Origin of the sequence: Mesorhizobium sp. C372A, from assembly GCF_030323245.1 — a bacterium.
Lineage (GTDB): Bacteria > Pseudomonadota > Alphaproteobacteria > Rhizobiales > Rhizobiaceae > Mesorhizobium.
Map to the genome: position 1 here is coordinate 2,530,705 of NZ_CP100475.1, position 23,407 is coordinate 2,554,111.

The following is a 23,407-nucleotide window of genomic DNA, read 5'->3' on the forward strand; positions in this document are numbered from 1 at the left end:
ATGTCACAGGCGGAAACGGCAGCTACGTCGGCGGGCATAGCAGCCATTCCCATGACGGCGGCAACGGGGGCGGCAACGGGGGTGGCGGCAATGGCGGGGGCGATTAGGCTCATTCGGCCGCCTCCCGCTTCTCTTCCACCTTTGCAGGGTTCTCTCGAGCTTCGTATTCGGCGCGCATGCGGCGCACCAAATCGAGCTCGGCCTGGAAGTCGACATAGTGCGGCAGCTTCAAATGCTCCACGAAGCCGGTCGCCTGAACATTGTCGGAGTGCGAGATGACGAACTCCTCGTCCTGCGCGGCGGCGACGACATCTTCGCCGAGTTCCGTTGCGCGCAGCGCGCGGTCGCACAGCGCCATGGCCATCGCCTTGCGCTCGCTTTGGCCGAAGACCAGTCCGTAGCCGCGGGTGAATTGCGGCGGCGCCTTGGCCGAGCCCTTGAACTGGTTGACCATCTGGCATTCGGTGACGCGGACCTTGCCGAGCAGCACGGCGAAGGGCAGTTCCGGCACGTCGAGTTCCAGCTCGACCTCGCCGATACGCACCTCGCCGACAAAGGGGTGGTTGCGGGCATAGCCGCGCTGGGTGGAATAGCCGAGCGCCAGCAGAAACCCTTCATCGCCGCGTGACAGCGCCTGCAGGCGGATGTCGCGCGCCATCGGAAACTCAAGCGGCTCGCGGGTGATGTCGCCGGGGACATGGTCCTGCGGCATGTCGCCATCCGGCTCAATCAGCCCTTCGCGGGCGAGGATCGTCGAAACGCGCGGCATGGCCTGCGTTTCCGTCTCGCGCTGGAGCGGTTCGGCGACATCGGCGCCGGCGGCGAGTTCCGGGTCGAGCAGGCGGTGGGTGTAGTCGAAGGTAGGCCCAAGCAGCTGGCCGCCGGGCAAATCCTTGTAGGTCGCCGACACGCGCCGCTCGACCAGCATGGCGCCGGTGTCGATGGCGTTGGTGTAGCCGAAGCGCGGCAGTGTGGTGCGGTAGGCGCGCACCAGGAAGATCGCCTCGATCATGTCGCCGCGCGCCTGGACTATGGCGAGCGCCGCCAGTTCCCGGTCGTAGAGCGATCCTTCGCTCATCACCCGGTCGACGCCGAGCGCCAGCTGTTCCACGATCTGGTCGAGGCGCAGCGCCGGCACCGAACGGTCGCCGCGACGGCGGTCCGCAAGCAGGCTGTGGGCATTGGCGATTGCGACTTCGCCGCCTTTTACCGCGACATACATTTATGCCTCCATCGTATTGATGCGCGTCGTGCGCGGCAGGCAGGCGATACCGTCGGGCGCCGCCAGGAGGATGTCGACGCCGCGCGGAAAGCGCTGGCTGTTCTGCTTCCACTGTTCGACGAAATGACGCGGCATCTGTGCCGGCGCGATCGCGGCAGAGACTTCGATGCCAGGACCTTCGAGCAACAGCGGCGCGCCCGAGACGAGATTGCTGACCTGCAGGATCAGTGTCGTCGAGCGGTCGGGATAGTCCTGCGTGCCTTGCGAAAAGCCGTCGAGAGCAGCCATCTCGGCCGGGTTGGCGATCAAGGCGAAATGCGCATCGGCCGGCGTGTTGGCAAGTGGCGCGCCGGTGTGGAAACCGAGCCAGGATTTGACTGCCGCGGACGCCTGCAAGGCAGGGTCGAGCCAGAGCGGGGTGTCGTTGTCGCATAGCGAAAGCGCGATGGCGCCGGCGGTTGCCGACAGCGGCGCCGGCGGCCGGGCGAAGGCCGGCAGAGGCTGCACGCTGCCCGGCCGCGCCATGGCGTCCATGATTGCGCGGAAGACGGTCTGGGCGTTGAACACCGGATCGGCGAAACCGCCGTCGATCGATTGAGCTGCGATGTCCATCAGTCTTCTCCGCGCACCATGGTGAAGAAATCCACTTTCGTTGCCGCCGTCTCGGCGCGGCGCTTTTCGCGCGCTTCGCCTTGGGCGGCACGCAGCGGCGCCACCAGCGCGGTTTCGACCGTCCTGCGCTGCGCCGGCTCCTGCCAGAGCGCGTCGGCGATTGCGGCCAGCCTGGCCTTCTTCCTGTCGCGGCCAAGCATGTAGCTGTGGCCGACCTGTCCGGAAGGGAGCCGAACTGTGGCGCGGGTGACCGTCGCTTCACCGACATTGAAGGGTGCGCCGCCGCCGCCGATGCGACCACGCACGGTGACCAGACCGGTTTCCGGGCCACGCAGAAGCTCGGCCTCGGAGGTCAGGCCGGCCTCGTTCCAGAGCCGGGCGATGTCGTCGCCGTTAGCCTGCGCCAGCGTTGCCATGACGTCTTTGCGCTCGGCCTGTTCCCGCGCTTCCTGTCCTCGCATTGGGTTACTCCCTGACCAAATAAAATTTGTCTAGTGATATAGACAACTATACAAATTATACCTATTATCTAACCCGTGTCCATGACGGGTGGATGACAGGGGCTGGAGCGGGGGGGAAATGGTGGCTCAAAAGAGCGCGAGCAGCATCGAACGCCGCAGTGGCGTCTCGCTCTGGCGGCAGATCGCCGACCAGATCCTGCATTCGATTGCGTCCGGCGATTTCGCCGAGAATGCCGCGCTGCCGCCGGAGATGGCGCTGGCCGAACGCTACGGCGTCAACCGCCACACGGTGCGCAGCGCCATATCGGCCCTGGTACAGGACGGTGTGCTGCGGGCCGAGCAGGGACGCGGCACTTTCGTGTTGTCGCGCAAGCGGCTGTCCTATCCGATCGGCGCGCGCACGCGTTTTTCGACGGGCCTGCAGGGACAGACTTCGGAACGGCATATCGTGCTGCTCACGTCCGTAGTTGAATCGGCCAGCCAGCGCGTCGCCGACGGCCTCGGCCTTGCCAGGGGCACCGAGGTGATCCGGCTGGAGACGCGCGGCGAAGCCGATGGACGGCCGGTGTCCCGCGCCGCCAGCTGGTACGAAGCAAAGAGCTTCGCCGGCATCGATGCCGTGATGGCGGAGACCGGTTCGATAACCGCCTCGCTCCGGCGTTTCGGCATCGACGATTATCTCCGGCAATCGACGGTTCTGTCGGCGCGTCACGCCGACGCCGCCGACCTTGCCGATCTCGATTTGCAGCCCGGCGCCATCGTGCTGGTGGCGGTCGCCGTCAACGTCACACCGGACGGCCAGCCGATCCAGTTCGCCGAAACGCGGTTTCCGGCGGAGCGGGTGGAGCTGAAGCTGTCGGCGCTGTAGGGAGCGTCGAGACTCATGCGATATCAGACCAACTCGGTCGCGCTCACTTGTCAGCGGCTTGACGTTTGAGGACCGCCTTCCCCCACTCCGTCTCGGCTTCGCCGAGCCACCTCTCCCCCCTCCGGAGGGAGAGGAAGGGAGCCCGCCTTGCCAAGCTCGCGCCTTTCCTCTCCCCCGTCGATCGGGGGAGAGGTGTCGAGCGAAGCTCGACGGAGTGGGGGTCGACCTGCGCAGGGCATGGTCAATTCCGGCCGGGTTCACCGCCTGCCATGTTAAGAACCCACCTCGATCACCGCCTTGATCAGCCCGGATTTCTCATGCGCCCATCTTGCGAGATCGCGCGGCGTTCCGGCCAGTGTCGTGCGGTGGGTGACAAGTTTCGCCAGCGGCACCGCGCCGTTGCGGATGGAGGCGGCGACGTGGTCGAAGTCGACTTTCAGCGCATTGCGGCTGCCGACCAGCGTCATTTCGCGCTTGTGGAATTCCGGGTCGGAAAAGACGATGTCGTCCTTGACGACACTGACCAGCACGAGCGTGCCACCATGCGCGACATGTGCGAAGGCCGACTGCACCGAGGCGGTGTTGCCGGTGGCGTCGAAGACGATGTCGAACCCTTCGCCGCCGGTTGCCTCGCGCACCAGTTCGGCTGCCGCTTTTTGTGAGCCGTCGAGCGTGGCGAAGCCAAGTTCGCCTTTTGCAAAATCCAGCCGCTCCGTGCTCATGTCGAGCAGGCTGACATCGAGCCCGGCGATGCGCGCAAATAGCGCTGCGCCAAGGCCGATCGGCCCGGCACCGATGACCAGGGTGCGGGCGCCTGGTTCGGCGCGGGCACGCCGCACGGCATGCGCGCCGATGGCGAGGAATTCCACCGCCGCCGCGTCGGCCAGAGATAGGCCGTTTGACGGATAAAGATTCTGCGCCGGCACCAGGATCTGCTCGGCCATGGCGCCGTCGCGATGCACGCCAAGCACTTCGATCCTGACGCAGCAATTCGGCTTGCCGTGCCGGCAGGCGATGCATTTTCCGCAAGAGAGATAGGGATTGATGATGACGGGCTCGCCCACGGCAAGGTCGACATCTTCGCCGGTCTCGACGACGGTGCCCGACACTTCGTGGCCCATGATGCGGGGATAGGCGAGGAACGGGTGCTTGCCTTCGAAGATGTGGTAGTCGGTGCCGCAGATGCCGACATGGCTGACGGCGACCAGCGCCCAGCCGGCAAGCGGCGCTCCTGGCGCCGGCCGGTCTTCCAGGACAAGCTCGCCGGGCGAGCGGCAGACAACAGCTTTCATTCGGCAATTCCAGTGTTCAAAAAGGCGCCGGTCCGTTGTTAAGCAGGCCGGCGCAGAAGGTCAGGGAGGATTACTTGCCGCGACGGCGCAGGCCGTCGAAATAGACGATGATGATGATCAACGCGCCGGTGATGATGCGCTGCCAGAACGAGTTGACGTTGAGCAGATTGGCGCCGTTGTTGATGGTGGCCAGGATGAAGGCGCCGAGCAGCGGGCCATGCACCGAGCCGACGGCGCCGAACAGCGAAGTGCCGCCGATCACCGATGAGGCGATCGCCTGCAACTCCCAACCTTCGGCCTGGGTCGGGTTGCCGATGCCGATGCGCGCCGCCAGCAGCACGCCGACGAAGGCCGCGCATAGGCCCGACAGCGTGTAGGCCATGTAGATGGTGCGCTGGACATTGACGCCCGAGAGGCGCGAGGCCTCGGCATTGGATCCCACAGAGAAGAGATAGCGGCCCCAGCGGCTGTGGTGCAGGAAGATGTAGGCCGGGATACCGACCAGGATCACCATCCAGAACAGATTGGGGATGCCGACAAAGGAACTGCGCGAGAACGCGGTGAAGCTGTCGCTGTTGATGTTGATCGAATTGCCGTTGGTCATCAACAGGCCGATGCCGCGCAACGAGGTCAGCGTCGCCAGCGTGATGATGAAGGGCGGCAGGCCCATCTTGACGATGCCGAAGCCATGGAACAGGCCGATGGCAACGCCGACCAGCAGCGTCACCAGAATGGCGACCCAGATCGGGAAGCCGGCATTGATCATCATGGCGACAATGACGGTGGCGAAGCCGACCACGGCGCCGACCGAGAGGTCGATGCCGCCGGTGATGATGACGAAGGTCTGGCCGACCGCCATGATGGCGATCATCGAGCCCTGCCGCAAAAGATTGGCGATGTTGTTGGAGGAGGCGAAGCTCGGCGTCGCCACCGACAGCACGATCCAGAGCAGAACCAGCAACGCCAGAAGCGTCAGCCCGAACAGGACGTTGTAGTTCCGTTTCGGTTTTTCGATCGCGACGGTTTCGATGCTCATGGTTCCTCCCGTTTCTTGTTTTGTCAGCCGATCGCCTGCGTCAGCACGTCTTCGTGGCTGGCGGCGCGAAAGCCATGGCTGGCGACCAGTTTGCCGCGCCGGAACACGTGCAGCGTATCGGCGAGCTCATAAACCTCGGGCAGATAGGACGAGATCAGGATGATGCCGGCGCCCTTGGACAACAGTTCCCCGAACAGGCGGTAGATCTCGGCCTTGGTGCCGACATCGACGCCGACGGTCGGCTCGTCGAAGATGAACAGCTTGGCGCCGTGCGCCAGCCATTTGCCGATGACGATCTTCTGCTGGTTGCCGCCGGACAGGCTGGAAGCCAGCGCGCCGCGTGTCGGCGTCTTGATGCGGAGGCCGGCGATCTGGCGATCGGCTTCAGCCTTTTCCTTCGTGTTCGAAATCAGCAGGTTGTTGGAGATGCGCTTGTAGATCGGCAAGTTGAGGTTGAGGCCGACCGGCAGGTTCAGGCACAGGCCCTGGTCGCGGCGGCTTTCTGGCGCCAGCGCCATGCCGAGCTTGATCGCGTCGTGCTCGGAATTGATGTGGACCGGCTTGCCTTGCCAAAGGACCTGTCCGGCCGACTTCTTGTGGCGGCCATAGAGCGTGGTGACGAACTCGCTCCGCCCGGCGCCGATCAGGCCATAGAGCCCGACGATCTCGCCGGCGCGCACCGTCATCGAGACGTCTTCGAAACCCTTGCCCGACAGGTTTTTCGCTTCAACGATCACGGCACCGGGGGTGAAATGCTCCTTGTGGTAGACTTGCTCGATCGAGCGGTTGATCATCATCTTGACCAGCTCGGCATCATTGGTCTCGGCAATGTTACGAGTGCCGACCAGTGTGCCGTCGCGCAGCACCGAGACGCGATCGGCGAGCTCGAACACCTCTTCCATGCGATGGCTGATGTAGATGATGGTGACGCCTTCGCCCTTGAGCCTGCGGATCAGCGTGAACAGCTGGTCGGCTTCCTTGCGGGTGAGATAGGCGGTCGGCTCGTCGAAGATGAGGAATTTGGTGCCGCGCACGGTGGCGCGGGCGGCGGCGATCAGCTGCTGCTGACCGATGGTGAGGTCACCCAGCATGACATGCGCCGGCAGGTCGAAGCCGAGACCGTCGATGATCTTCTGCGCTTCCTTGACCATGGCGCGCTGCTGCAGGATGCCGAAGCGCGAATTCTCCTCGCCGAGGAACATGTTGGCGGCGACGGTGAGATGGCGACAGAGCACGACCTCCTGATGCACGGCGTTGATGCCCAGCGCCATCGCCTCGTGCGGGGTTGCCAGCGCTGCCGGTTTGCCCTCCCAGATGACATCGCCGGAGGTGCGCGGCATGACGCCGGTCAGAAGCTTGATCAGGGTGGATTTGCCGGCGCCGTTCTCGCCGACGATGGCGTGGATCTCACCTGCCTTGAAGGCAAGGTGAACGGGCTTCAGCGCATGCGTGCCGGGATAGCGCTTTTCCAGCCCGTGCAGTTCGAGGATCGTCCTGCCGGGCGCTAGCGTTGGGGCCGGGTGCAGTTCCTGCGCCGTGGGCGTCATGACAATCCTCCCAGATTGGCCTTACGGTTGGCACGTCGCGATGCAGTCAAGCCGCATCGTCGAGGTGATTCAAGCCGGTGGATATTCAAGCTTGTATCCGGTGTTTCCGGGGCGCGAGGCCCCGGAAAGGATTTTTGCCTGACGGGCTCAGAGCTTCGGGTTGAGCAGGGCGTCGATCTTGGGGTCTTTCATGTTTGCCTTGGTCACCAGGTTGGCGCCGGTGTCGACATTGGCCTCGACCTTCTCGCCCTTCGAGGCGGCGAGCGCGGTCTTGATGCCGTCATAGCCCATCCGGTACGGATCCTGGACGACGAGCGCGGAAATGACGCCGTCATTGAGGAACTTGATCAGCTTCTCGTCGCTGTCGAAGCCGACCAGCGCCAGCTTACCGCCAAGGTTGTTCTCGGCGACAGCCTGACCGACGCCCTGCGCCATGATCAGGTTGGACGCGAAGATGCCCTTGAGGTTCGGGTTGGCGGTGATCAGGTCGGTGGCGATGTTGAGACCGGTCGTTGCCTGGCCGTCGGCATATTTGTCGGCGACGAGCTTGAGCCCCGGATATTTCGCGGCCAGCTGCTCGGTGAAGCCCTGCTTGCGCTGCTCCAGCGAACCGGCGCCCGGCGCGTTGGTGATCAGGGCGACGTCGCCCTCGATCTTGCCGCCATTGGCTTCGCCGATGGCTGCTGCAAGACCGTCAGCGGCGACGCGTCCGCCCTGCACATTGTCGGTGGTCAGGAACGAGGTGAAGGCCTTGGAATCGGCGCCGGAGTCGATGCCGATGACCTTGACCTTGCTGGCTGCTTCATCGATCGGCTTGCCGAGCGCCTTGAATTCGGTCGGCGCGATGACGATGGCGGCCGGGTTGCCGGCGACGGCATTCTCGAGGATCGAAACCTGGCCGTTGACGTCGGTTTCAGCCTGGGCGCCGAGTTCGGGTACGTTGACGCCGAGATCCTTGCCGGCCTTGCGGGCACCGGCCAGGACGATCTGCCAGTAGAAGGATGTGGTGTCCTTGACGATGATCGGAATGGTCACGTCCGCCGCCGAAGCGGGCGCCGTGTGCAGCGTGCCTGCAAGCATCGAGGCGGCAGCAAGTGCCACCAGTGAACGGCGGTTGAGAATGCTGGTCACGAATTTCATTAGGAATCCTCCCTAGATCGCCCGGTGAAGGTTGCGGAAGCTCCATTTGGATAGGCGCGGCCCAAACAGACCTTTATCAATAAAAAACAGTTGCCGCTTTTTGATAGTGCATCGGTCCGGCCGACGCAAGCGGTGTTTCATATCGGCCTGCGCATGGCTGGGCTGAGAAGCCTCCCTGCCGATCCTCAGTGCCACGTCCAGACGCTCCCGATCCTCCTTGATCATCATGGAATATTAATTCCACCGTCGAGTCAATATGGAATATTCATTCCTTCTTGAGAACCGTGATTGTGGCGTTTCGTCAGCCGAGCTCCTGCACGATGGTGTGGGGAGTGTAGCGGGCGAATTCCGCTTGCGGCACCTGGACGTCGAACAGGTCGAGGTTGCGCGTCAGGTTGGCAGGCTTGGCCGTTCCGGTCAGCACGCTGGCCACGACAGGCTCCTGCAGCGGAAACTGCAATGCAGCCGCCGCCAGCGGATATCCGCCCTCATCAGCGATTTTCTCCATCGCGCCGACACGCTCAAGTATGTCCTGCGTCGCCGGCAGATAGTCGAAATGCGCACCGTGCACCGGTCCGGTCGCCAGGATGCCGGAGTTGAAGACGCCGCCGATGATCAGGGAAGTCTGTCGCTCACGGCATAACGGCAGCAACTCGGCTTCAGCAGAGCGGTCGAGCAGCGAATAGCGGCTGGCCAGCAGGATGCAGTCGAGCGGTGCTTCGCGCAATACGTCGAGGCAGATCTGCACCTCGTTGACGCCGAGCCCATAGGCGGAAATCACGCCGGACGTTTTAAGCTCTTCCAGCGCCTTCAACCCGCCGTCCACCAGCTGGCGAAAGTGCAGCTTCGTCTTCTCGACGCCATGTGTGTAGGTGCCGATGTCGTGCACAAACAGGATGTCTATCCGGTTCAGCCCGAGCCGCGCATAGGAGAACTCGACCGAGCGCATGATGCCGTCATACGAGTAGTCGTAGTCGAGCGCGAAGGGCAGCGGGTCGACATAGGAATGATCGGGAACCTGGTCTTCCGGCACCGGGCGGAACAGCCGTCCGACCTTGGTCGACAGCACATAGGAATCCCGCGGCTTGTAGCGCAGGAAATCGCCGGTCCGCCGTTCCGACAGGCCGAAGCCATAGAAGGGCGCGGTGTCGAAATAGCGCAGGCCGGCATCCCAGGCTGTCTGCAGCGTCTCCATCGCCGCTTCGCGCGGACAGGCACGGTAGAGCCCGCCGATTGCCGCCCCGCCGAAGCTTATCTCGGTGACCTCGAGCGCAGTCGTGCCGATGCGGCGTTTGTCCATCCACAGCCTCCCCTTGTGAGCCGTCTTTGCAGCCCGTTTTTTTTCGTCGGTGGTTAGAGCGTCGCGCCGAGGTGCCACGGCACGAACTCGTTGTCGCCGTAGCCGAACGCCTCGCTCTTGGTCTTGCGGCCCGATGCCGTCTCGACGATGAGTTCGAAGAGTTCCCGGCCCATGCCGGCGATGGTCTTCTCACCCGAAGCGATGACGCCGCAATTGACGTCCATGTCCTCTTCCATCTGGTGGTACATGGTCGAGTTGGTGGCGACCTTGATCGACGGCGTGGGCCGGCAGCCGAAGCAGGAGCCGCGGCCGGTGGTGAAGACGATGATGTTGGCGCCGCCCGCCACCTGACCGGTCGCCGAGACCGGGTCGTAACCGGGCGTGTCCATGAACACCAGGCCACTGCCGGTGACCTTTTCGGCATAACCGAAGACGCCGTTGAGCGGAGTCTGGCCGCCTTTGGCCACGGCGCCCAGCGACTTTTCCAGGATGGTGGTCAGACCGCCGCGCTTGTTGCCGGGCGAGGGGTTGTTGTCGATCGAGGCGCCGTGCTTGGCGACATGGTCCTCCCACCATTTGACGAAACCGTCGAGCTTCTTGGCGATCTCCGGCGTTGCCGCGCGATAGGCGAGCAGATGTTCGGCGCCATAGATCTCCGTCGTCTCCGACAGGATGCCGATGCCGCCGACGCCGGCCAGGATGTCGACCGCCGCTCCCAGCGCGGGATTGGCGGTGATGCCCGACATGCCGTCGGAACCGCCGCATTGCAGGCCGACGACGATCTCCGAGACCGGGATCGGCTCGCGCTGATACTGGCCGACTTCCTCGGCGATTTCGGCGAGCACGCCCATCGCCTTTGCGACCGATTTGCGCGAACCGCCGGCGTCCTGGATGTTGAAATGGCGTTTTCCCGCCGCCGCACCCTTCTGGCCGTAAAGGGTGAGCTGGTTGACCTCGCAGCCGAGGCCGACCATCAACGCGCCGCCGAAATTCGGATGGCGGGTGTAACCGGCGAGCGTGCGGTGCAGTACCATCATGCCGTCGCCGGTGCCGCTCATGCCGCAGCCCTGGCCATGGACGATCGGGACGAAGCCGTCGATCCCCGGATATTTCGGCAGCAGCACGCGGTTGGCCTCGTCGGCGATGGCGTGGCAGACGGTGGCCGAGCAATTGACGCTGGCGATGATGCCGATGAAGTTGCGGGTGCCGGCACGGCCATCGGCGCGACGATAGCCCATGAATGTCCGGGCGCGGTCAGCTTCGGTGGCATGCTCCGCTTCGCTCGGCGGCACCACCGGCAGACGGCCGGACTCGAAGACCAGATTGTGCGAATGGACGTGGTCGCCGGGCGCGATGTCCTGGGTGGCGCGGCCGATGGCCTGGGCATACTTGACCACCGCCTCGCCGGCGGCGATAGGCTTGGTCGCCACCTTGTGGCCGGGCTCGATCAAGGCCGTGGCGAGGGCGCCGCCGGGCAGAGGGGTGCCGATCTCGATGCGGCCATTGGCGACCGCGACATTGTCGGCGGGGGACAGAAGAATGCTGTTCGAGGCGTTCACGGGCAGTTTCCTGGGTCTGTTCCTGGGGATGCGCGGATTGACACGCGTCTGTTTACATATAATGTCTTTTATCGTGAAAAAACATTTGTGCGTCAATTGTTTTTTCAGGAGGAGACCATGCGTCCGATGGACGCTTGGCTTGTGGGGACGGCGTCTTACACGCAGAGCGTTTTGCTTTGCCGGGTGAGCGCCAGGACATATGTGATATCGCGCTTCAAGCCAGCCACAGCAAGCGCCGGCGCGCAACGGGGCAGGGATGTCGAAGAGCAACAACGTCTACAAGGACGCTTACAACAGGGGTCTGCGGCTGCTCGATGAGACGCAGAGCCTGCCGTCGGAGCCGGAGCTGGGCACTTTGCTTGGCGTCAGCCGTACCACCGTGCGCACCATTCTGGCGCGCATGGAAGAGACCGGGCTGATCGCGTGGAACAAACGCAGCAAGACAGTGCTCAGGACGCCGAAGCCGGATGATTTCTTCCCCGAGGAGGAGACAGACACACTGGCCCAGATCATCGAGCGGTCGTTTATGCGCAGGTTGCTGGCCGGCGGTGCAGAGGCCGGCATGCAGATCAACGAGCTCGAACTGGCGCGCGAGATCGGCGTCGGGACCACCAGCGTGCGCGAGTTCCTGATCCGCTTCTCCCGCTTCGGCCTGATCGAGAAGCGGCGCAACAGCCACTGGGTGCTGAAAGGATTTACCCGTGCCTTTGCGCTCGAACTCACTGAAATCCGCGAGATGTTCGAGATACGCTCGGCGGCGGCCTTTGCCGCCTTGCCCGGGGATAGTCCGGTCTGGGCGGATCTCGACCGGCTGGAAGACGAGCACCGGCTTCTGGCCAGCGAAATCGCCATCCGCTTCAACGAATTCTCGGAGCTAGACGAGCGCTTCCACCGGCTGATCCACCGGGCGTCGCACAACCGCTTCATCGTCGATTTCTACGACGTCATCGCCATGATCTTTCACTACCACTACCAGTGGAACAAGGCGCAGGAGCGCGAGCGCAACGAAGTCGCGGTGAGCGAGCATCTCGCCTACATCGCGGCGCTGAAATCGCGCGATCTCGGCAAGGTCGACGCCGCCTGCCGCAAGCATCTGAAGTCGGCACGCCACACGCTGTTGACGTCGATCCCGGAAATCGGTCGGATTGCTTCTTAACGCGCCGCGTTGCCGCAGCGATGATTTGGCGATTTTCCGGCCGCGTGACGCATGCTAGGTATCCGCCGTTGCTGCGTGAAGAGGCAGATCCTTGAACTTCGGGCGTAAGAGATGGAGCATGATGGCCGCGTTTGTCGCGACCTGTGTGCTGCTGCTCCAGTCGACGCTCGGCGTGTTTGCCTTCGGCATTGCGCCGGATGCCTCGCAACTCGACGCTTTCGGCAATGTCATCTGCAGCCATGAGGGAGCGGTCAAGCTTCCCGGCGGCGATCCGCACCAGCAGCATATGCCGGCGTGCTGCATGCTCGGCTGCAGCATGGCCTCCGTCGCCTATGCGCCGCCGGCAGGCGTCGGCCTGGCGCCGGTCAGCCAGTCCTTGGAAACAGTCGCTTTTGCCCCGCCGGCAGTCAGGTATCCCGTCGTCACGCGCGAGCGCTCTCCGGCCAATCCGCGCGCGCCGCCGCTTGCGGGCTGAAAACCGCCGCTCGCTTTGCGTAACCTGCGCAGGCGATAATCATCCAATGACAAACACGTTCGCAGCCCGACAACGGCGCGACCTCATATTCATGGAGCCTACCCATGTCCCGTTTTCGTCATGCCGGCGCGTTGCACCGCAGCACCCGTTTATTCAGCACTATCGAGCAGCGTCTCGGCAGCGCCCTGTTCGCCTTTGCACTGTTGTTCGTCGGCTCCCATTCCGTCCTTGCGCATGAATTCAAGGCCGGTGACATCGAGATCGAGCATCCCTGGTCGCGCGCCACGCCGGCCGGCGCCAAGGTTGCCGGCGGCTATTTCACCATCGTCAACAAGGGCAGCGCGCCAGACCGGCTGCTATCGATTTCCTCCGACATTTCGGGCAAGGCCGAACTGCATGAAATGGGGGTGAAGGATGGCGTCATGACCATGCGCCCGGTCAGTGGTGGCCTGGATATCCCGGCGGGCGGCAAGGTCACGCTGGGTCCCGGCGCCTATCACGTGATGTTCATGGATCTGAAGCAGCCCCCTAAAGAAGGCCAGATGTTTGCCGCTACGCTGACTTTCGAGAGGGCCGGAACCGTGACCGTCGAGTTTGCCGTGCAAGCCATAGGCAGCGCGCCACCCCTGGAAGACAACGACTGACCAATTATTACCAATCAATTTTTTCGAGAGGGACCCATCATGAACAAGCATCATTTGCCGGCCGCTGCATTCCTCGTCCTGGGGACAAGTGCCGCCTTCGCCCATATCACGCTCGAAACACAGGAGGTTGCGGTCGGTTCGACCTACAAGGCCGTGCTGCGCGTGCCGCATGGCTGCGAAGGCAAGGCGACGATTGCCGTGCGCGTGCAGATCCCGGAAGGGGTGATCGGGGTGAAGCCGATGCCCAAGCCCGGCTGGACGCTGCAGGTCAAGAAAGGCAAGTACGAGAAATCCTACCAGCTCTATGGCGAAGCGGTGACCTCGGGCGTCAAGGAAGTCGACTGGAGCGGCGGCAGCCTGCCGGATGAATTTTATGACGAGTTCGTCTTCCGCGGCACGTTGGCCGCCGATCTGCCGGCCGGGCAAAAACTCTATTTTCCGGTGGTGCAGGAATGCGATGGCGCCACCACGCGTTGGATAGAGATTCCGGCGGCTGGTCAGGATGAGGATGCGCTGGAAGATCCGGCGCCCGGCCTCAACCTGCTGCCGAAGAAATGATGCATTGGCGGCGCGCTGCTTCGAAGCGGCGCGCCACTGTTTTGGTGGATGGCATGAACGTGGCCTGTTTTCAGCGGATAGAACGGACAGCCGGCAGGTGCTTCGGCCTGCTGGCCGCGATCCTGCTGCTTGCCGTCCTTGCCACGCCAAACCAGGCCTTTGCCCATGCGGCGCTGATCAAGGCCGAGCCTGCCGACGGCGCGGTTCTGGAGCGAGCGCCGACGCAATTTTCGCTGACCTTCAGCGAGCCTGTGTCGCCGCTGGTGCTGACCTTGGTGCGGCCCGACGGTACGCCTGTCGCTTTGACCTCGTTTCGGTTGAGCGACCAAACGGTTGAGATCGACAATCCACAAAAGCTCGGGCCGGGCACCCATGTCTTGAGCTGGCGGGTGATTTCCGCTGATGGCCATCCGGTCGGCGGCTCGGTGCTGTTTTCCGTTGGCGCGCCAAGTGCGGCGCCGGCGGTGGGGGAAGCTGTCGATATAGATTTGCGGTCAGCGATCTGGACCGGCAAGGTTCTTCTCTACATCGGGCTTTTCCTCGGCATTGGCGGCGCCTTCGCGCTGACATGGCTGGCGCAAGGCCAGCGCTCAGGCCAGCGCTTCGTCATTGCCGCCATCCTGTGCGGGCTGGTCGCAGCACCCCTGTCGCTCGGGTTCCAGGGGCTGGACGCGCTGGGCGCGCCACTCGCCCGGCTGGCGCAACCGGTGGTCTGGCGGACGGCGCTTGGCACCAGCTTCGGCTGGACGGTGCTGATTTCGCTGGCGGCGCTCGGGCTTGGCCTGCTGTCGTTGGTCGGATCGCGTGCTGGCGCCAGGCCGTTGGCGCTCGCCGGGCTGGCCGGTGTGGGTGCAGCCCTTGCCGCCAGCGGCCATGCCAGTGCAGCCGAACCGCAATGGCTGACGCGGCCTATGGTGTTCCTGCATGGCGCCGGCATCGCTTTCTGGGCTGGAGCATTGCTGCCGCTCGGCCTGGCGTTGAGCAGCCAATCGGTGGAAACCGGGGCGTTCCTGCGGCGGTTTTCGCGCGCGATCATGCCCGTGGTGGTAGTGCTTGCCGCCGCCGGTGTGGTGCTCGCCATCATCCAGGTGCAGACACCGGCGGCACTGGTCAACACCGCCTATGGCCGGCTGCTGCTGATCAAGCTGGCGCTGCTGGTGTTTCTGTTCACGCTGGCGGCGGTCAATCGATGGCGGCTCACCGCCTTGGCCGAGGCCGGAGCGACGGAAGTGCGGCGACGGCTTAGCCGCTCGATCTCAGTCGAAATGCTGATCGTGCTCCTGATCTTCGGCGTTGCCGCCGGCTGGCGCTTCACGCCGCCGCCACGGGCCCTGGCAATCGCCGCGGCACAACCGACGTCGACCCATATCCACACTATGAAGGCGATGGCCGACATCGACATCACGCCCGGCCATACCGGGGAGGTCACCGCCTCCATCGTCATCATGGATGGCGATTTCGGCCCGCTCGACGCCAAGGAAGTGACGCTGGTGCTGTCCAAGCCCGATTCGGGGATCGAGCCGATCAAGCGTCCGGCGACCAAGCCAGGCGACGGCACCTGGCGCGTCGATAATCTCGTCATTCCGATTCCAGGCCGCTGGACGGCGCGGCTCGATATTCTGGTTTCGGATTTCGAAGTGGTAAAGATCGAAGCGCCGATCGATATCCGCGCCGAGTGATATTCAGCCCGCCTGCGAAGGGCGCTCAGCCGAGTTCCTGGGCTAACCCGATGAGATGCCCTTCCGGCCCGCGGATGTAGCAGAGCCGATACACGTCCTGGTAACGGACGACTTCACCGGCCAGCTGCGCGCCACGCTTGCGGAGCCTTTCAAGCGTGTCGTCGATGTCGTCCACGGTAAACATGACGCGCAGGTAGCCCAGGGCATTGACCGGGGCGTTGCGGTGATCGGCGACGACCGTCGGCGTGAGGAAGCGGGAGAGCTCGAGCCGGCTATGGCCATCCGGTGTGCGCATCATGGCAATCTCGACGTGCTGATCGCCGAGCCCGGTGACACGTCCGGCCCACTCGCCTTCGATCGTCGCCCGCCCTTCCAGTTCGAGGCCGAGCTCGCGAAAGAAGGCAATCGTCTCGTCGAGGTCATCGACGACGATTCCGACATTGTCCATCCGTTTGACTGCCATAAGTTCAACCTAACGTCATATGTTCGATCGGCAAGGCGTCGCCTGGTCACCAACTGACCCTTCCTGACTCGGTCTGACACAACGCAGACGCAACACAATTCGGCGAGGCGGTTGACGTGGCGCGAAAGGCCCGTCAATCATCTCGCCGAAAAATGGGCATCCCGAAAAACGCGGCCTCAACAAAATCCGAAAGCAGGGAAGAAACGATGGAAAAAGCCGAAATAGGCCTGATCGGCCTTGGCACAATGGGCTCCAACCTCGCGCTCAACATTGCCGAGCACGGGCACCGCATCGCCGTCTTCAACCGCACCAAGGCGCGCACCGATGCCTTCCTCGAAGGCGCCGGTTCGCTCAGGGACATGGTGGTGCCCTGCTACAGCCTGGAGGAACTGGCAGCTGCGATCAAGCCGCCGCGCCCGGTCATCATCATGGTGCTGGCCGGCAAGCCGGTCGACGAACAGATCGAAGCGCTGCGCGGCGTGTTGTCTGACAACGATATCGTCATCGATGCCGGCAACGCCAATTTCCGCGATACGATGCGGCGCTTTTCGGAACTGTCGGGCTCAGGTCTCACCTTCATAGGCATGGGCGTATCCGGCGGCGAGGAAGGCGCGCGCCATGGACCGTCGATCATGGTCGGCGGCACCGAAGACTCCTGGAAGCGCGTCGAACGCGTGCTGACCGCGATCTCGGCTAAGTTCAAGGATGAACCGTGCGCTGCCTGGCTTGGCACAGACGGCGCCGGGCATTTCGTGAAAACCATCCACAACGGCATCGAATATGCCGACATGCAGATGATCGCCGAGATCTACGGCATCCTGCGTGACGGTCTCGGCATGGGGCCGAAGGAGATCGGCAAGGTCTTCGAGGACTGGAACAAGGGCCGGCTCGATTCGTATCTGATCGAGATCACCGCCAAGGTGCTGGCCGCCGACGATGCAAAGACCGGCAAGCCGGTGGTCGACATCATCCTCGACCGTGCCGGCCAGAAGGGCACCGGCAAATGGTCTGTCATCGAGGCGCAGCAGCTCGGCATTCCGGCGACGGCCATCGAGGCGGCGGTGGCGGCCCGCGTGCTGTCGTCGATCAAGGATGAGCGGCAGGCGGCCGAAAAAGCCTATGGCAATATCGGCGTCATCAAGATCTCCGGCGACAAGGCGGCACTTCTGAAAGACCTGGAGCTGGCGCTGCTCGCCGGCAAGATCGCCGCCTATGCACAAGGTTTCGCGGTGATGAGCGCCGCCTCGAAGGAGTTCAACTGGAACTTGCCGATGCCGACCATCGCCAAGATCTGGCGTGCCGGCTGTATCATCCGCTCGCAGATGCTCGACACCATGGCGGAAGCCTTCGGCTCGGGCGGCGCGTCCACCAACCTTTTGATGGCGCCGGCTTTCACCACCATGATGCAGGAGGCGCATCCGTCGCTCCGGCGCATCGTCGCAAGAGCGTCGGAGGCCGGTTCGCCCGTGCCGGCGCTGGCGTCGGCGCTTGCCTATTTCGACAGCTACCGCCAGGGCCGCGGCACCTCGAACCTGATCCAGGCGCAGCGCGATTTCTTCGGCGCGCATGGTTTCGAGCGCATCGGCGAGCAGGGGGCTTTCCATGGCCCATGGGGCAGCGGCGCTGCCGGCTAGGGTCAGGTGAGGCGGCCTCTCAGGTCGTGCCAGTCAGCCCTGATACGCGACGACGTCGCCTGGCTTGACCACAGTCTGCAAAGAGCCAGGTGCCGCGCCGCCTATCCAGCCCAGCACGGCGCGGGCAAGCTCGGTGCCGGCGAGGCGGAAGTCTTCGTTGACGATCAGCAACTCCCGGCGGAACAGATGCAGCAGTTCCGACGATTGCTTGGACACGACATCGACGTCGCGGCCGAGTTTCAGGCCGGCATCCTCGATGCCGGCGACGATGGCCAGCGTTGCTGCGGCGGCGCTGCTGACGAAACCGTCCGGCCTGACGTCGCGGCGCATCAACTGCGCGGTCCGCGTCCTGATCTGATCGATCGACTGGTCGATCGAAACAGCGTTGAACGGCACTTCGCTGGCGTCGACCTCGCTCAGTGCGTCGGCAAAGCCATTGACCGTGTGGTCGTAATAGGTGAGCCCGACCGGCGGCGCTACCAGCGCCAGCCGGCGCCGGCCGACGCTGGCCAGATGGCGCACCGCTTCGGCGGCGAAGGCGTAATTGTCGAAGTCGTGATAGGGGTGGACAAGCCCCATATCGGTGCGGCCATGCGTGGCAAAGGGTATGCCACGCTCCAGCATGTAGCGGGCGCGCGGATCGTTGGGCTGCGTGCGTGAGATGATGACGCCATCGGCCGAGCCGGACTCGACCAGATACTTTACCGGGTCCAGCGGATCCTGCGAGCGCGAGTAGGGCGTGACGATCAGGTGATAGGGTGTGTCGGCAATGACCTCCGAGACGCCGTAGATGATGTCCGAGACAAAGCTCATGATCTCGCGCTCGGTATTGAGCACGAGGCTGATAACATTGGTCTTGCCAGTCCGCAGGCGCACGCCGGCGCGGTTCGGCCGGTAGCCGATCTGCCTGGCGACGAGTTGAACCCGCCGCCTGGTCTCGGCGCCGATCTCGGGTGCATCCTTGAGCGCGCGCGAGACGGTGGTGACGCCGAGCCCGGTCATGAAGGCAAGCGTTTTCAGCGTCGGCCGCTCATGCGCCGACGCCTCGTCGTCCTTCTCCGTCTGGTCCCTGTCCATTCGTCCCGCCCCGTCAGGCGCATAGCAGCCGCCGGACCAGCCGACAATCGCTTCGATGACGATGTGGCACGGTTCTTCGCCGTCAGGCCTCAATATACTGAAACGTTACAGATTTCCACCATCGCAGCGCGTGGGTCTCTCAAGCCATGGTTTTGGCAGGGTTTTGGCGGCCAGAAACGTTGCGCGACAATCAGGTTCGAGACGGTTTTCTTGCGCTGCAGCATGATTTTGCAGCGCAGCACCCGGTTTTGCGCGCAGTTTGCCGGTTCGCACGCAACGAATTTGTTCGCGCCTCGAAAAAACATTCGAGCGCGTTTATCTCAGGGGTTGCACGCACCGCATAATTGCCGTATCGAAAATCTGTAACGTTTCAGATTCTGGGAGGAACCGAAATGCGCTATAGACTTTTGACCGCTGCCCTTGCCGCGACGGCCGCGCTTCAGCTTGCCGGCCCGGCGGCCGCCACCGACCTGGAAGTGACCCATTGGTGGACATCGGGCGGCGAGGCGGCGGCGGTTGCGGAATTCGCGAAGGCTTTTGACGCGACCGGCAATCATTGGGTCGACGGCGCCATTGCCGGATCCGGCGGCACGGCACGGCCGATCATGATCAGCCGCATCACCGGCGGCGATCCGATGGGCGCCACCCAGTTCAATCACGGCCGGCAGGCCGAAGAACTGGTGCAGGCCGGCTTGATGCGCGACCTCACCGATGTGGCCACCAAGGGCAAGTGGACGGAAATCGTGCGGCCGAAGAGCCTGCTCGACAGCTGCACCATCGACGGCAAGATCTATTGCGTGCCGGTCAACATCCACTCCTGGCAGTGGTTGTGGCTGTCGAACGAAGCCTTCGAGAAGGCCGGCGTGCCGCTGCCGAAGGACTGGAATGAATTCGTGGCGGCAGCGCCCGCCCTGGAAAAGGCGGGCATCATCCCGCTCGCTGTCGGCGGACAGGCCTGGCAATCTTCCGGCGCCTTCGACGTGCTGCTGGCGGCGGTCGGCGGCACCGACGCGTTCCTTAAGGTCTACAAGGACAAGGATGCCAAGTTCGCCGCCGGGCCCGAGATCGCCAAGGTCTTCAAGGCCGCCGACGATGCCCGCAAGATGGCGAAGAACACCAATGTGCAGGACTGGAACCAGGCAACCAATCTCGTCATCACCGGCAAGGCCGGTGGCCAGATCATGGGTGACTGGGCGCAAGGCGAGTTCCAGGTTGCCGGCAAGGTCGCCGGCAAGGACTATGCCTGCTTGCCGGGCCTCGGTCTGAACGAAGTGATCGCCACCGGCGGCGACGCCTTCTATTTCCCGCTGCTCAAGGATGCCGACAAGTCCAAGGCGCAGGAGGTGTTGGCAGAGACGCTGCTCGACCCTAAGACTCAGGTCGCCTTCAATCTCAAGAAGGGCTCGCTGCCGGTGCGTGGCGACGTCGATCTCAATGCGGCGAACGACTGCATGAAGAAGGGTCTGGCCATCCTCGCCAAGGGCGCCGTCATCCCGTGGACGGACCAACTGCTTTCGCAGGATACCCAGAAGCAGAAGGAAGATCTCTTCGCCGAATTCTTCGCCAAGCCGGACCTGACCATCGAAGACGCGCAGAAGCGCTTCGCCGACCTCATCGCTTCGGCAGACTGACGTTGGAGGCAATACACCTCGCTCCCGGCCTTGCGAAAGCAGGGCCGGGATCGCACCGCCCTTACCCAGCCGGCTGACGAGATGAGCAAGAGCGAACGCCCCAACCCGCTGTTCCGCAACATCAATGCGAAGGTCGCCTCGATCCCGATGATCCTCACCGCGTCGGTGGTTTTCGTCGGCGGCACCGTCTGGACGGTGTTCTATTCCTTTACCAATTCGAAGCTGCTGCCACGGCTGAATTTCGCCGGGCTCGACCAGTATTACCGGCTGTGGGCGACGCCGCGCTGGCTGATCTCAATCGAGAACCTTTTGATCTACGGCGCGATCTCGCTGGTGTTCTCACTGGTCATCGGCTTCCTGCTTGCAGCGCTTCTCGACCAGAAGATCCGTTTCGAGGACACGTTCCGCACCATCTTCCTCTATCCGTTCGCGCTTTCCTTCATCGTCACCGGCCTGGTCTGGCAGTGGCTGCTCAATCCGGATTTCGGCATCCAGCATGTGGTGCGGGACCTCGGCTGGACGAGCTTCAACTTCGACCCGCTCTACAATTCCAGCATCGTCATCTACGGCATTTCGATTGCGGCGCTGTGGCAAGGCACCGGGCTCATCATGTGCTTGATGCTGGCCGGCCTGCGCGGCATCGACGAGGACATCTGGAAGGCGGCGCGGGTAGACGGGATCCCGATGTGGAAGACCTATCTGTTCATCGTCATCCCGATGATGCGGCCGGTTTTCATCACCACGCTGGTCATCATCGCGTCGGGCATCGTCAAGGTCTACGACCTCGTTGTCGCCCAGACCAGCGGCGGCCCCGGAATCGCCTCCGAAGTGCCGGCCAAATATGTCTACGACTACATGTTCTTCGCACAGAATCTTGGCCAGGGCTTTGCCGCCTCGACCATGATGCTGCTCTCGGTGGTGATCGTCGTCGTGCCGTGGGCCTACCTTGAATTCGGAGGCAGGAAGCGTGGCTGACCCGGCCGTCCCTTTGCCCGCCAGCGCGGGTGCCGCCGAGCGCGAAGCCTCGGGGCCGCGCGGGCCGAAGCCGCGGCATGTCTTCTCGCGCCGCAACATCTTCCTCTATGGCACGCTGATCGTGGTGGCAGTCTACTATCTGCTGCCGCTCTATGTGATGGTGGTCACCTCGCTTAAGGGCATGCCCGAGATACGGATGGGCAATATCTTCTCGCCGCCGCTCGAAATCACGTTCGAACCGTGGGTGAAGGCGTGGGCGACCGCCTGCACCGGCCTCAATTGCGACGGGCTTTCGCGCGGCTTCTGGAATTCGGTGCGCATCACCGTGCCGTCGGTGCTGCTGTCGATCGCGATCGCCTCGGTGAACGGCTATGCGCTCGCCAACTGGCGCTTCAAGGGCGCCGACACATTCTTCGTCATCCTGATCGTCGGCGCCTTCATCCCCTATCAGGTGATGATCTATCCGATCGTCATCATCCTGCGCGAGATCGGACTCTACGGCAGCCTCAGCGGCCTGGTGATCGTCCATTCCATCTTCGGCATGCCGATCCTCACGCTTTTGTTCCGCAACTATTTTGCCTCGATGCCGGAAGAGCTGTTCAGGGCGGCACGGGTCGACGGCGCCGGCTTCTGGGGCATCTTCCTGCGGATCATGGCGCCGATGTCGCTGCCGATCTTCGTCGTCGCCATCATCCTGCAGGTGACCGGCATCTGGAACGACTTCCTGTTCGGCGTCGTCTACACCCGCCCCGACACCTATCCGATGACGGTGCAGCTCAACAACATCGTCAATTCGGTGCAAGGCGTGAAGGAGTACAACGTCAACATGGCCGCCACCATCCTGACCGGGCTCGTGCCGCTCATCGTCTACTTCATTTCCGGCAAGCTTTTCGTGCGCGGCATCGCCGCCGGTGCGGTGAAAGGGTGATGGCGATGACGGCAGCCAACGGCACCAGCGTTTCGATCCAGGACCTGTCCCTGAATTTCGGCTCTGTATCGGTGCTGCAGACCCTCAATCTCGAGGTCGCAGAGGGCGAGTTCATCGTGCTGCTCGGTCCCTCGGGCTGCGGCAAGTCGACCTTGCTCAACTGCATCGCCGGGCTGCTCGATATTTCCGAAGGCCGCATCTTCATCAAGGGCAAGAACGTCACCTGGGAAGAGCCCAAGGATCGCGGCATCGGCATGGTGTTCCAGTCCTATGCGCTTTATCCGCAAATGACGGTGGAGAAGAACCTGTCGTTCGGCCTGCGCGTTGCCGGCGTGCCCAGGGATGAGATCGCCAAGCGCATCGCACGCGCCGCCGAGATCCTGCAGATCGAGCCGCTTTTGCAGCGCAAGCCCGCGGCCTTGTCCGGCGGCCAACGCCAGCGCGTGGCGATCGGGCGGGCGCTGGTGCGCGACGTCGATGTCTTCCTGTTCGACGAGCCACTATCCAATCTCGACGCCAAGCTGCGCTCGGAACTGCGCGTCGAAATCAAGCTTCTGCATCGCAAGCTGCAGAACACCATGATCTACGTCACCCACGACCAGATCGAGGCGATGACGCTGGCCGACCGTATCGCGGTCATGCGCGGCGGCGTCATCCAGCAGCTCGACGCGCCGCAGACGATCTACAACCGGCCGGTCAACCGTTTTGTCGCGGGCTTCCTCGGCTCGCCGGCGATGAATTTCCTCGAAGGGGAGCTGGAAGCCGGTGCTGCTCCGGCGTTCAGGACCGACGGTGTTTCGGTGCCGCTCGACCGCTATACCTTTGACGGCACGGAGCGCCCGGCCGGCGCTTGCGTGCTGGGCATCCGGCCTGAACACATCGCTTTCGGTGACGCTGCAAAGTCGATGCCGTTTTCCGCCGGCGGTTCGGTCGAGATCGTTGAGCCGATGGGTTCCGACACGCTGGTGTGGACCAAGCTTGCCGGCCGCAACTTCTCCTTCCGCGTCGAAGCGGAACGGACGCTGCGCAGCGGCGATCCGATCCAGTTCGGTTTCGATCCGGCGCGCGCCTCGCTGTTCGACGCTGCGACCGGCAATCGCCTGTGACCCTCTAGAATCATCCGCAAACCATCCTCCCAAGAACGACCGAA

General features: G+C 63.5%; 23 protein-coding genes. 11 read left to right on the forward strand and 12 right to left on the reverse strand.

Annotated features, from left to right (window positions below; all coding sequences use genetic code 11):
- Positions 1-109 precede the first annotated feature (109 nt).
- From NLY42_RS12000 to phnG, 3 genes are read right to left on the reverse strand one after another with little or no spacing between them, the layout of a single operon-like run.
- Entirely contained in the window at positions 110-1,222 is a 1,113-nt protein-coding gene (locus NLY42_RS12000) for a carbon-phosphorus lyase complex subunit (RefSeq protein WP_023669823.1), read from the reverse strand.
- The gene (phnH, locus tag NLY42_RS12005; RefSeq protein ID WP_023754232.1) at positions 1,223-1,834 is read right to left on the reverse strand and encodes a phosphonate C-P lyase system protein PhnH; all 612 of its coding nucleotides are present in this window, start codon (positions 1,832-1,834) and stop codon (positions 1,223-1,225) included.
- Positions 1,834-2,295 carry a phosphonate C-P lyase system protein PhnG gene (phnG, locus tag NLY42_RS12010; protein WP_023754233.1) on the reverse strand — a complete coding sequence of 154 codons (462 nt, stop codon included), beginning with the start codon at positions 2,293-2,295 and terminating at the stop codon, positions 1,834-1,836. The genes phnH and phnG overlap by 1 nt, the downstream gene beginning before the upstream one ends.
- A gap of 118 nt (positions 2,296-2,413) precedes the next feature.
- Between phnG and phnF the strand changes: the two genes are divergently transcribed.
- Entirely contained in the window at positions 2,414-3,163 is a 750-nt protein-coding gene (phnF, locus tag NLY42_RS12015; protein ID WP_286489154.1) for a phosphonate metabolism transcriptional regulator PhnF, read from the forward strand.
- 272 nt (positions 3,164-3,435) lie between these two features.
- Here the strand turns inward: phnF and NLY42_RS12020 are convergent, their stop codons facing one another.
- The 7 genes from NLY42_RS12020 to NLY42_RS12050 all read right to left on the reverse strand — a co-directional run bounded on the left by NLY42_RS12020 (position 3,436) and on the right by NLY42_RS12050 (position 11,037).
- A complete protein-coding gene (locus tag NLY42_RS12020; RefSeq protein ID WP_023754235.1) occupies positions 3,436-4,455 on the reverse strand; it encodes a zinc-binding alcohol dehydrogenase family protein in 1,020 nt (339 codons plus the stop codon).
- Between the two features lie 70 nt (positions 4,456-4,525).
- Positions 4,526-5,491, reverse strand: coding sequence for an ABC transporter permease (locus NLY42_RS12025; RefSeq protein WP_023683015.1), 966 nt, complete (start codon positions 5,489-5,491; stop codon positions 4,526-4,528).
- Between the two features lie 23 nt (positions 5,492-5,514).
- Positions 5,515-7,038 carry a sugar ABC transporter ATP-binding protein gene (locus NLY42_RS12030; protein WP_023835034.1) on the reverse strand — a complete coding sequence of 508 codons (1,524 nt, stop codon included), beginning with the start codon at positions 7,036-7,038 and terminating at the stop codon, positions 5,515-5,517.
- 147 nt (positions 7,039-7,185) lie between these two features.
- Positions 7,186-8,178 (reverse strand): ABC transporter substrate-binding protein, encoded by a 993-nt coding sequence (locus tag NLY42_RS12035; protein WP_023728566.1) that lies wholly within the window; start codon positions 8,176-8,178, stop codon positions 7,186-7,188.
- A 12-nt stretch (positions 8,179-8,190) separates the two neighbouring features.
- Positions 8,191-8,406, reverse strand: coding sequence for a hypothetical protein (locus tag NLY42_RS12040; RefSeq protein WP_023728565.1), 216 nt, complete (start codon positions 8,404-8,406; stop codon positions 8,191-8,193).
- Positions 8,407-8,479: 73 nt separating this feature from the next.
- Positions 8,480-9,478: an aldo/keto reductase gene (locus tag NLY42_RS12045; RefSeq protein WP_286489156.1), complete on the reverse strand. Its 999-nt coding sequence runs from the start codon at positions 9,476-9,478 to the stop codon at positions 8,480-8,482.
- 53 nt (positions 9,479-9,531) lie between these two features.
- Entirely contained in the window at positions 9,532-11,037 is a 1,506-nt protein-coding gene (locus tag NLY42_RS12050) for a UxaA family hydrolase (protein WP_023754237.1), read from the reverse strand.
- A 256-nt stretch (positions 11,038-11,293) separates the two neighbouring features.
- Here NLY42_RS12050 and NLY42_RS12055 point away from each other — a divergent pair, with 256 nt between their 5' ends.
- The 5 genes from NLY42_RS12055 (at position 11,294) to NLY42_RS12075 (ending at position 15,549) form a co-directional block, all read left to right on the forward strand.
- Entirely contained in the window at positions 11,294-12,193 is a 900-nt protein-coding gene (locus tag NLY42_RS12055; protein ID WP_023735133.1) for a GntR family transcriptional regulator, read from the forward strand.
- 118 nt (positions 12,194-12,311) lie between these two features.
- Complete coding sequence (locus NLY42_RS12060; protein WP_023735132.1) at positions 12,312-12,668, forward strand: DUF2946 family protein; 357 nt, start codon at positions 12,312-12,314, stop codon at positions 12,666-12,668.
- 104 nt (positions 12,669-12,772) lie between these two features.
- Entirely contained in the window at positions 12,773-13,312 is a 540-nt protein-coding gene (locus NLY42_RS12065) for a copper chaperone PCu(A)C (protein WP_023700139.1), read from the forward strand.
- A 39-nt stretch (positions 13,313-13,351) separates the two neighbouring features.
- The gene (locus tag NLY42_RS12070) at positions 13,352-13,870 is read left to right on the forward strand and encodes a YcnI family copper-binding membrane protein (protein ID WP_023700138.1); all 519 of its coding nucleotides are present in this window, start codon (positions 13,352-13,354) and stop codon (positions 13,868-13,870) included.
- A 53-nt stretch (positions 13,871-13,923) separates the two neighbouring features.
- Entirely contained in the window at positions 13,924-15,549 is a 1,626-nt protein-coding gene (locus NLY42_RS12075) for a copper resistance CopC/CopD family protein (protein ID WP_023754238.1), read from the forward strand.
- Between the two features lie 25 nt (positions 15,550-15,574).
- On the opposite strand, the gene NLY42_RS12080 is transcribed toward NLY42_RS12075, so the two are convergent.
- A complete protein-coding gene (locus NLY42_RS12080; RefSeq protein WP_023692002.1) occupies positions 15,575-16,012 on the reverse strand; it encodes a VOC family protein in 438 nt (145 codons plus the stop codon).
- A gap of 206 nt (positions 16,013-16,218) precedes the next feature.
- Here NLY42_RS12080 and gnd point away from each other — a divergent pair, with 206 nt between their 5' ends.
- Positions 16,219-17,646: an NADP-dependent phosphogluconate dehydrogenase gene (gene gnd / locus NLY42_RS12085; RefSeq protein ID WP_023692001.1), complete on the forward strand. Its 1,428-nt coding sequence runs from the start codon at positions 16,219-16,221 to the stop codon at positions 17,644-17,646.
- Positions 17,647-17,679: 33 nt separating this feature from the next.
- On the opposite strand, the gene NLY42_RS12090 is transcribed toward gnd, so the two are convergent.
- Complete coding sequence (locus NLY42_RS12090; protein WP_023683027.1) at positions 17,680-18,723, reverse strand: LacI family transcriptional regulator; 1,044 nt, start codon at positions 18,721-18,723, stop codon at positions 17,680-17,682.
- A gap of 392 nt (positions 18,724-19,115) precedes the next feature.
- On the opposite strand from NLY42_RS12090, the gene NLY42_RS12095 reads away from it, so the two are divergent.
- The 4 genes from NLY42_RS12095 to NLY42_RS12110 all read left to right on the forward strand — a co-directional run bounded on the left by NLY42_RS12095 (position 19,116) and on the right by NLY42_RS12110 (position 23,363).
- Positions 19,116-20,354 carry an ABC transporter substrate-binding protein gene (locus NLY42_RS12095; protein WP_023683028.1) on the forward strand — a complete coding sequence of 413 codons (1,239 nt, stop codon included), beginning with the start codon at positions 19,116-19,118 and terminating at the stop codon, positions 20,352-20,354.
- Between the two features lie 81 nt (positions 20,355-20,435).
- Positions 20,436-21,329, forward strand: a complete 894-nt coding sequence (locus NLY42_RS12100) for a carbohydrate ABC transporter permease (protein ID WP_023683029.1) — start codon at positions 20,436-20,438, stop codon at positions 21,327-21,329.
- Positions 21,322-22,257 (forward strand): carbohydrate ABC transporter permease, encoded by a 936-nt coding sequence (locus tag NLY42_RS12105; RefSeq protein WP_023669802.1) that lies wholly within the window; start codon positions 21,322-21,324, stop codon positions 22,255-22,257. The genes NLY42_RS12100 and NLY42_RS12105 overlap by 8 nt, the downstream gene beginning before the upstream one ends.
- 5 nt (positions 22,258-22,262) lie before the next feature.
- Positions 22,263-23,363 (forward strand): ABC transporter ATP-binding protein, encoded by a 1,101-nt coding sequence (locus NLY42_RS12110; protein WP_023686606.1) that lies wholly within the window; start codon positions 22,263-22,265, stop codon positions 23,361-23,363.
- Positions 23,364-23,407 lie beyond the last annotated feature (44 nt).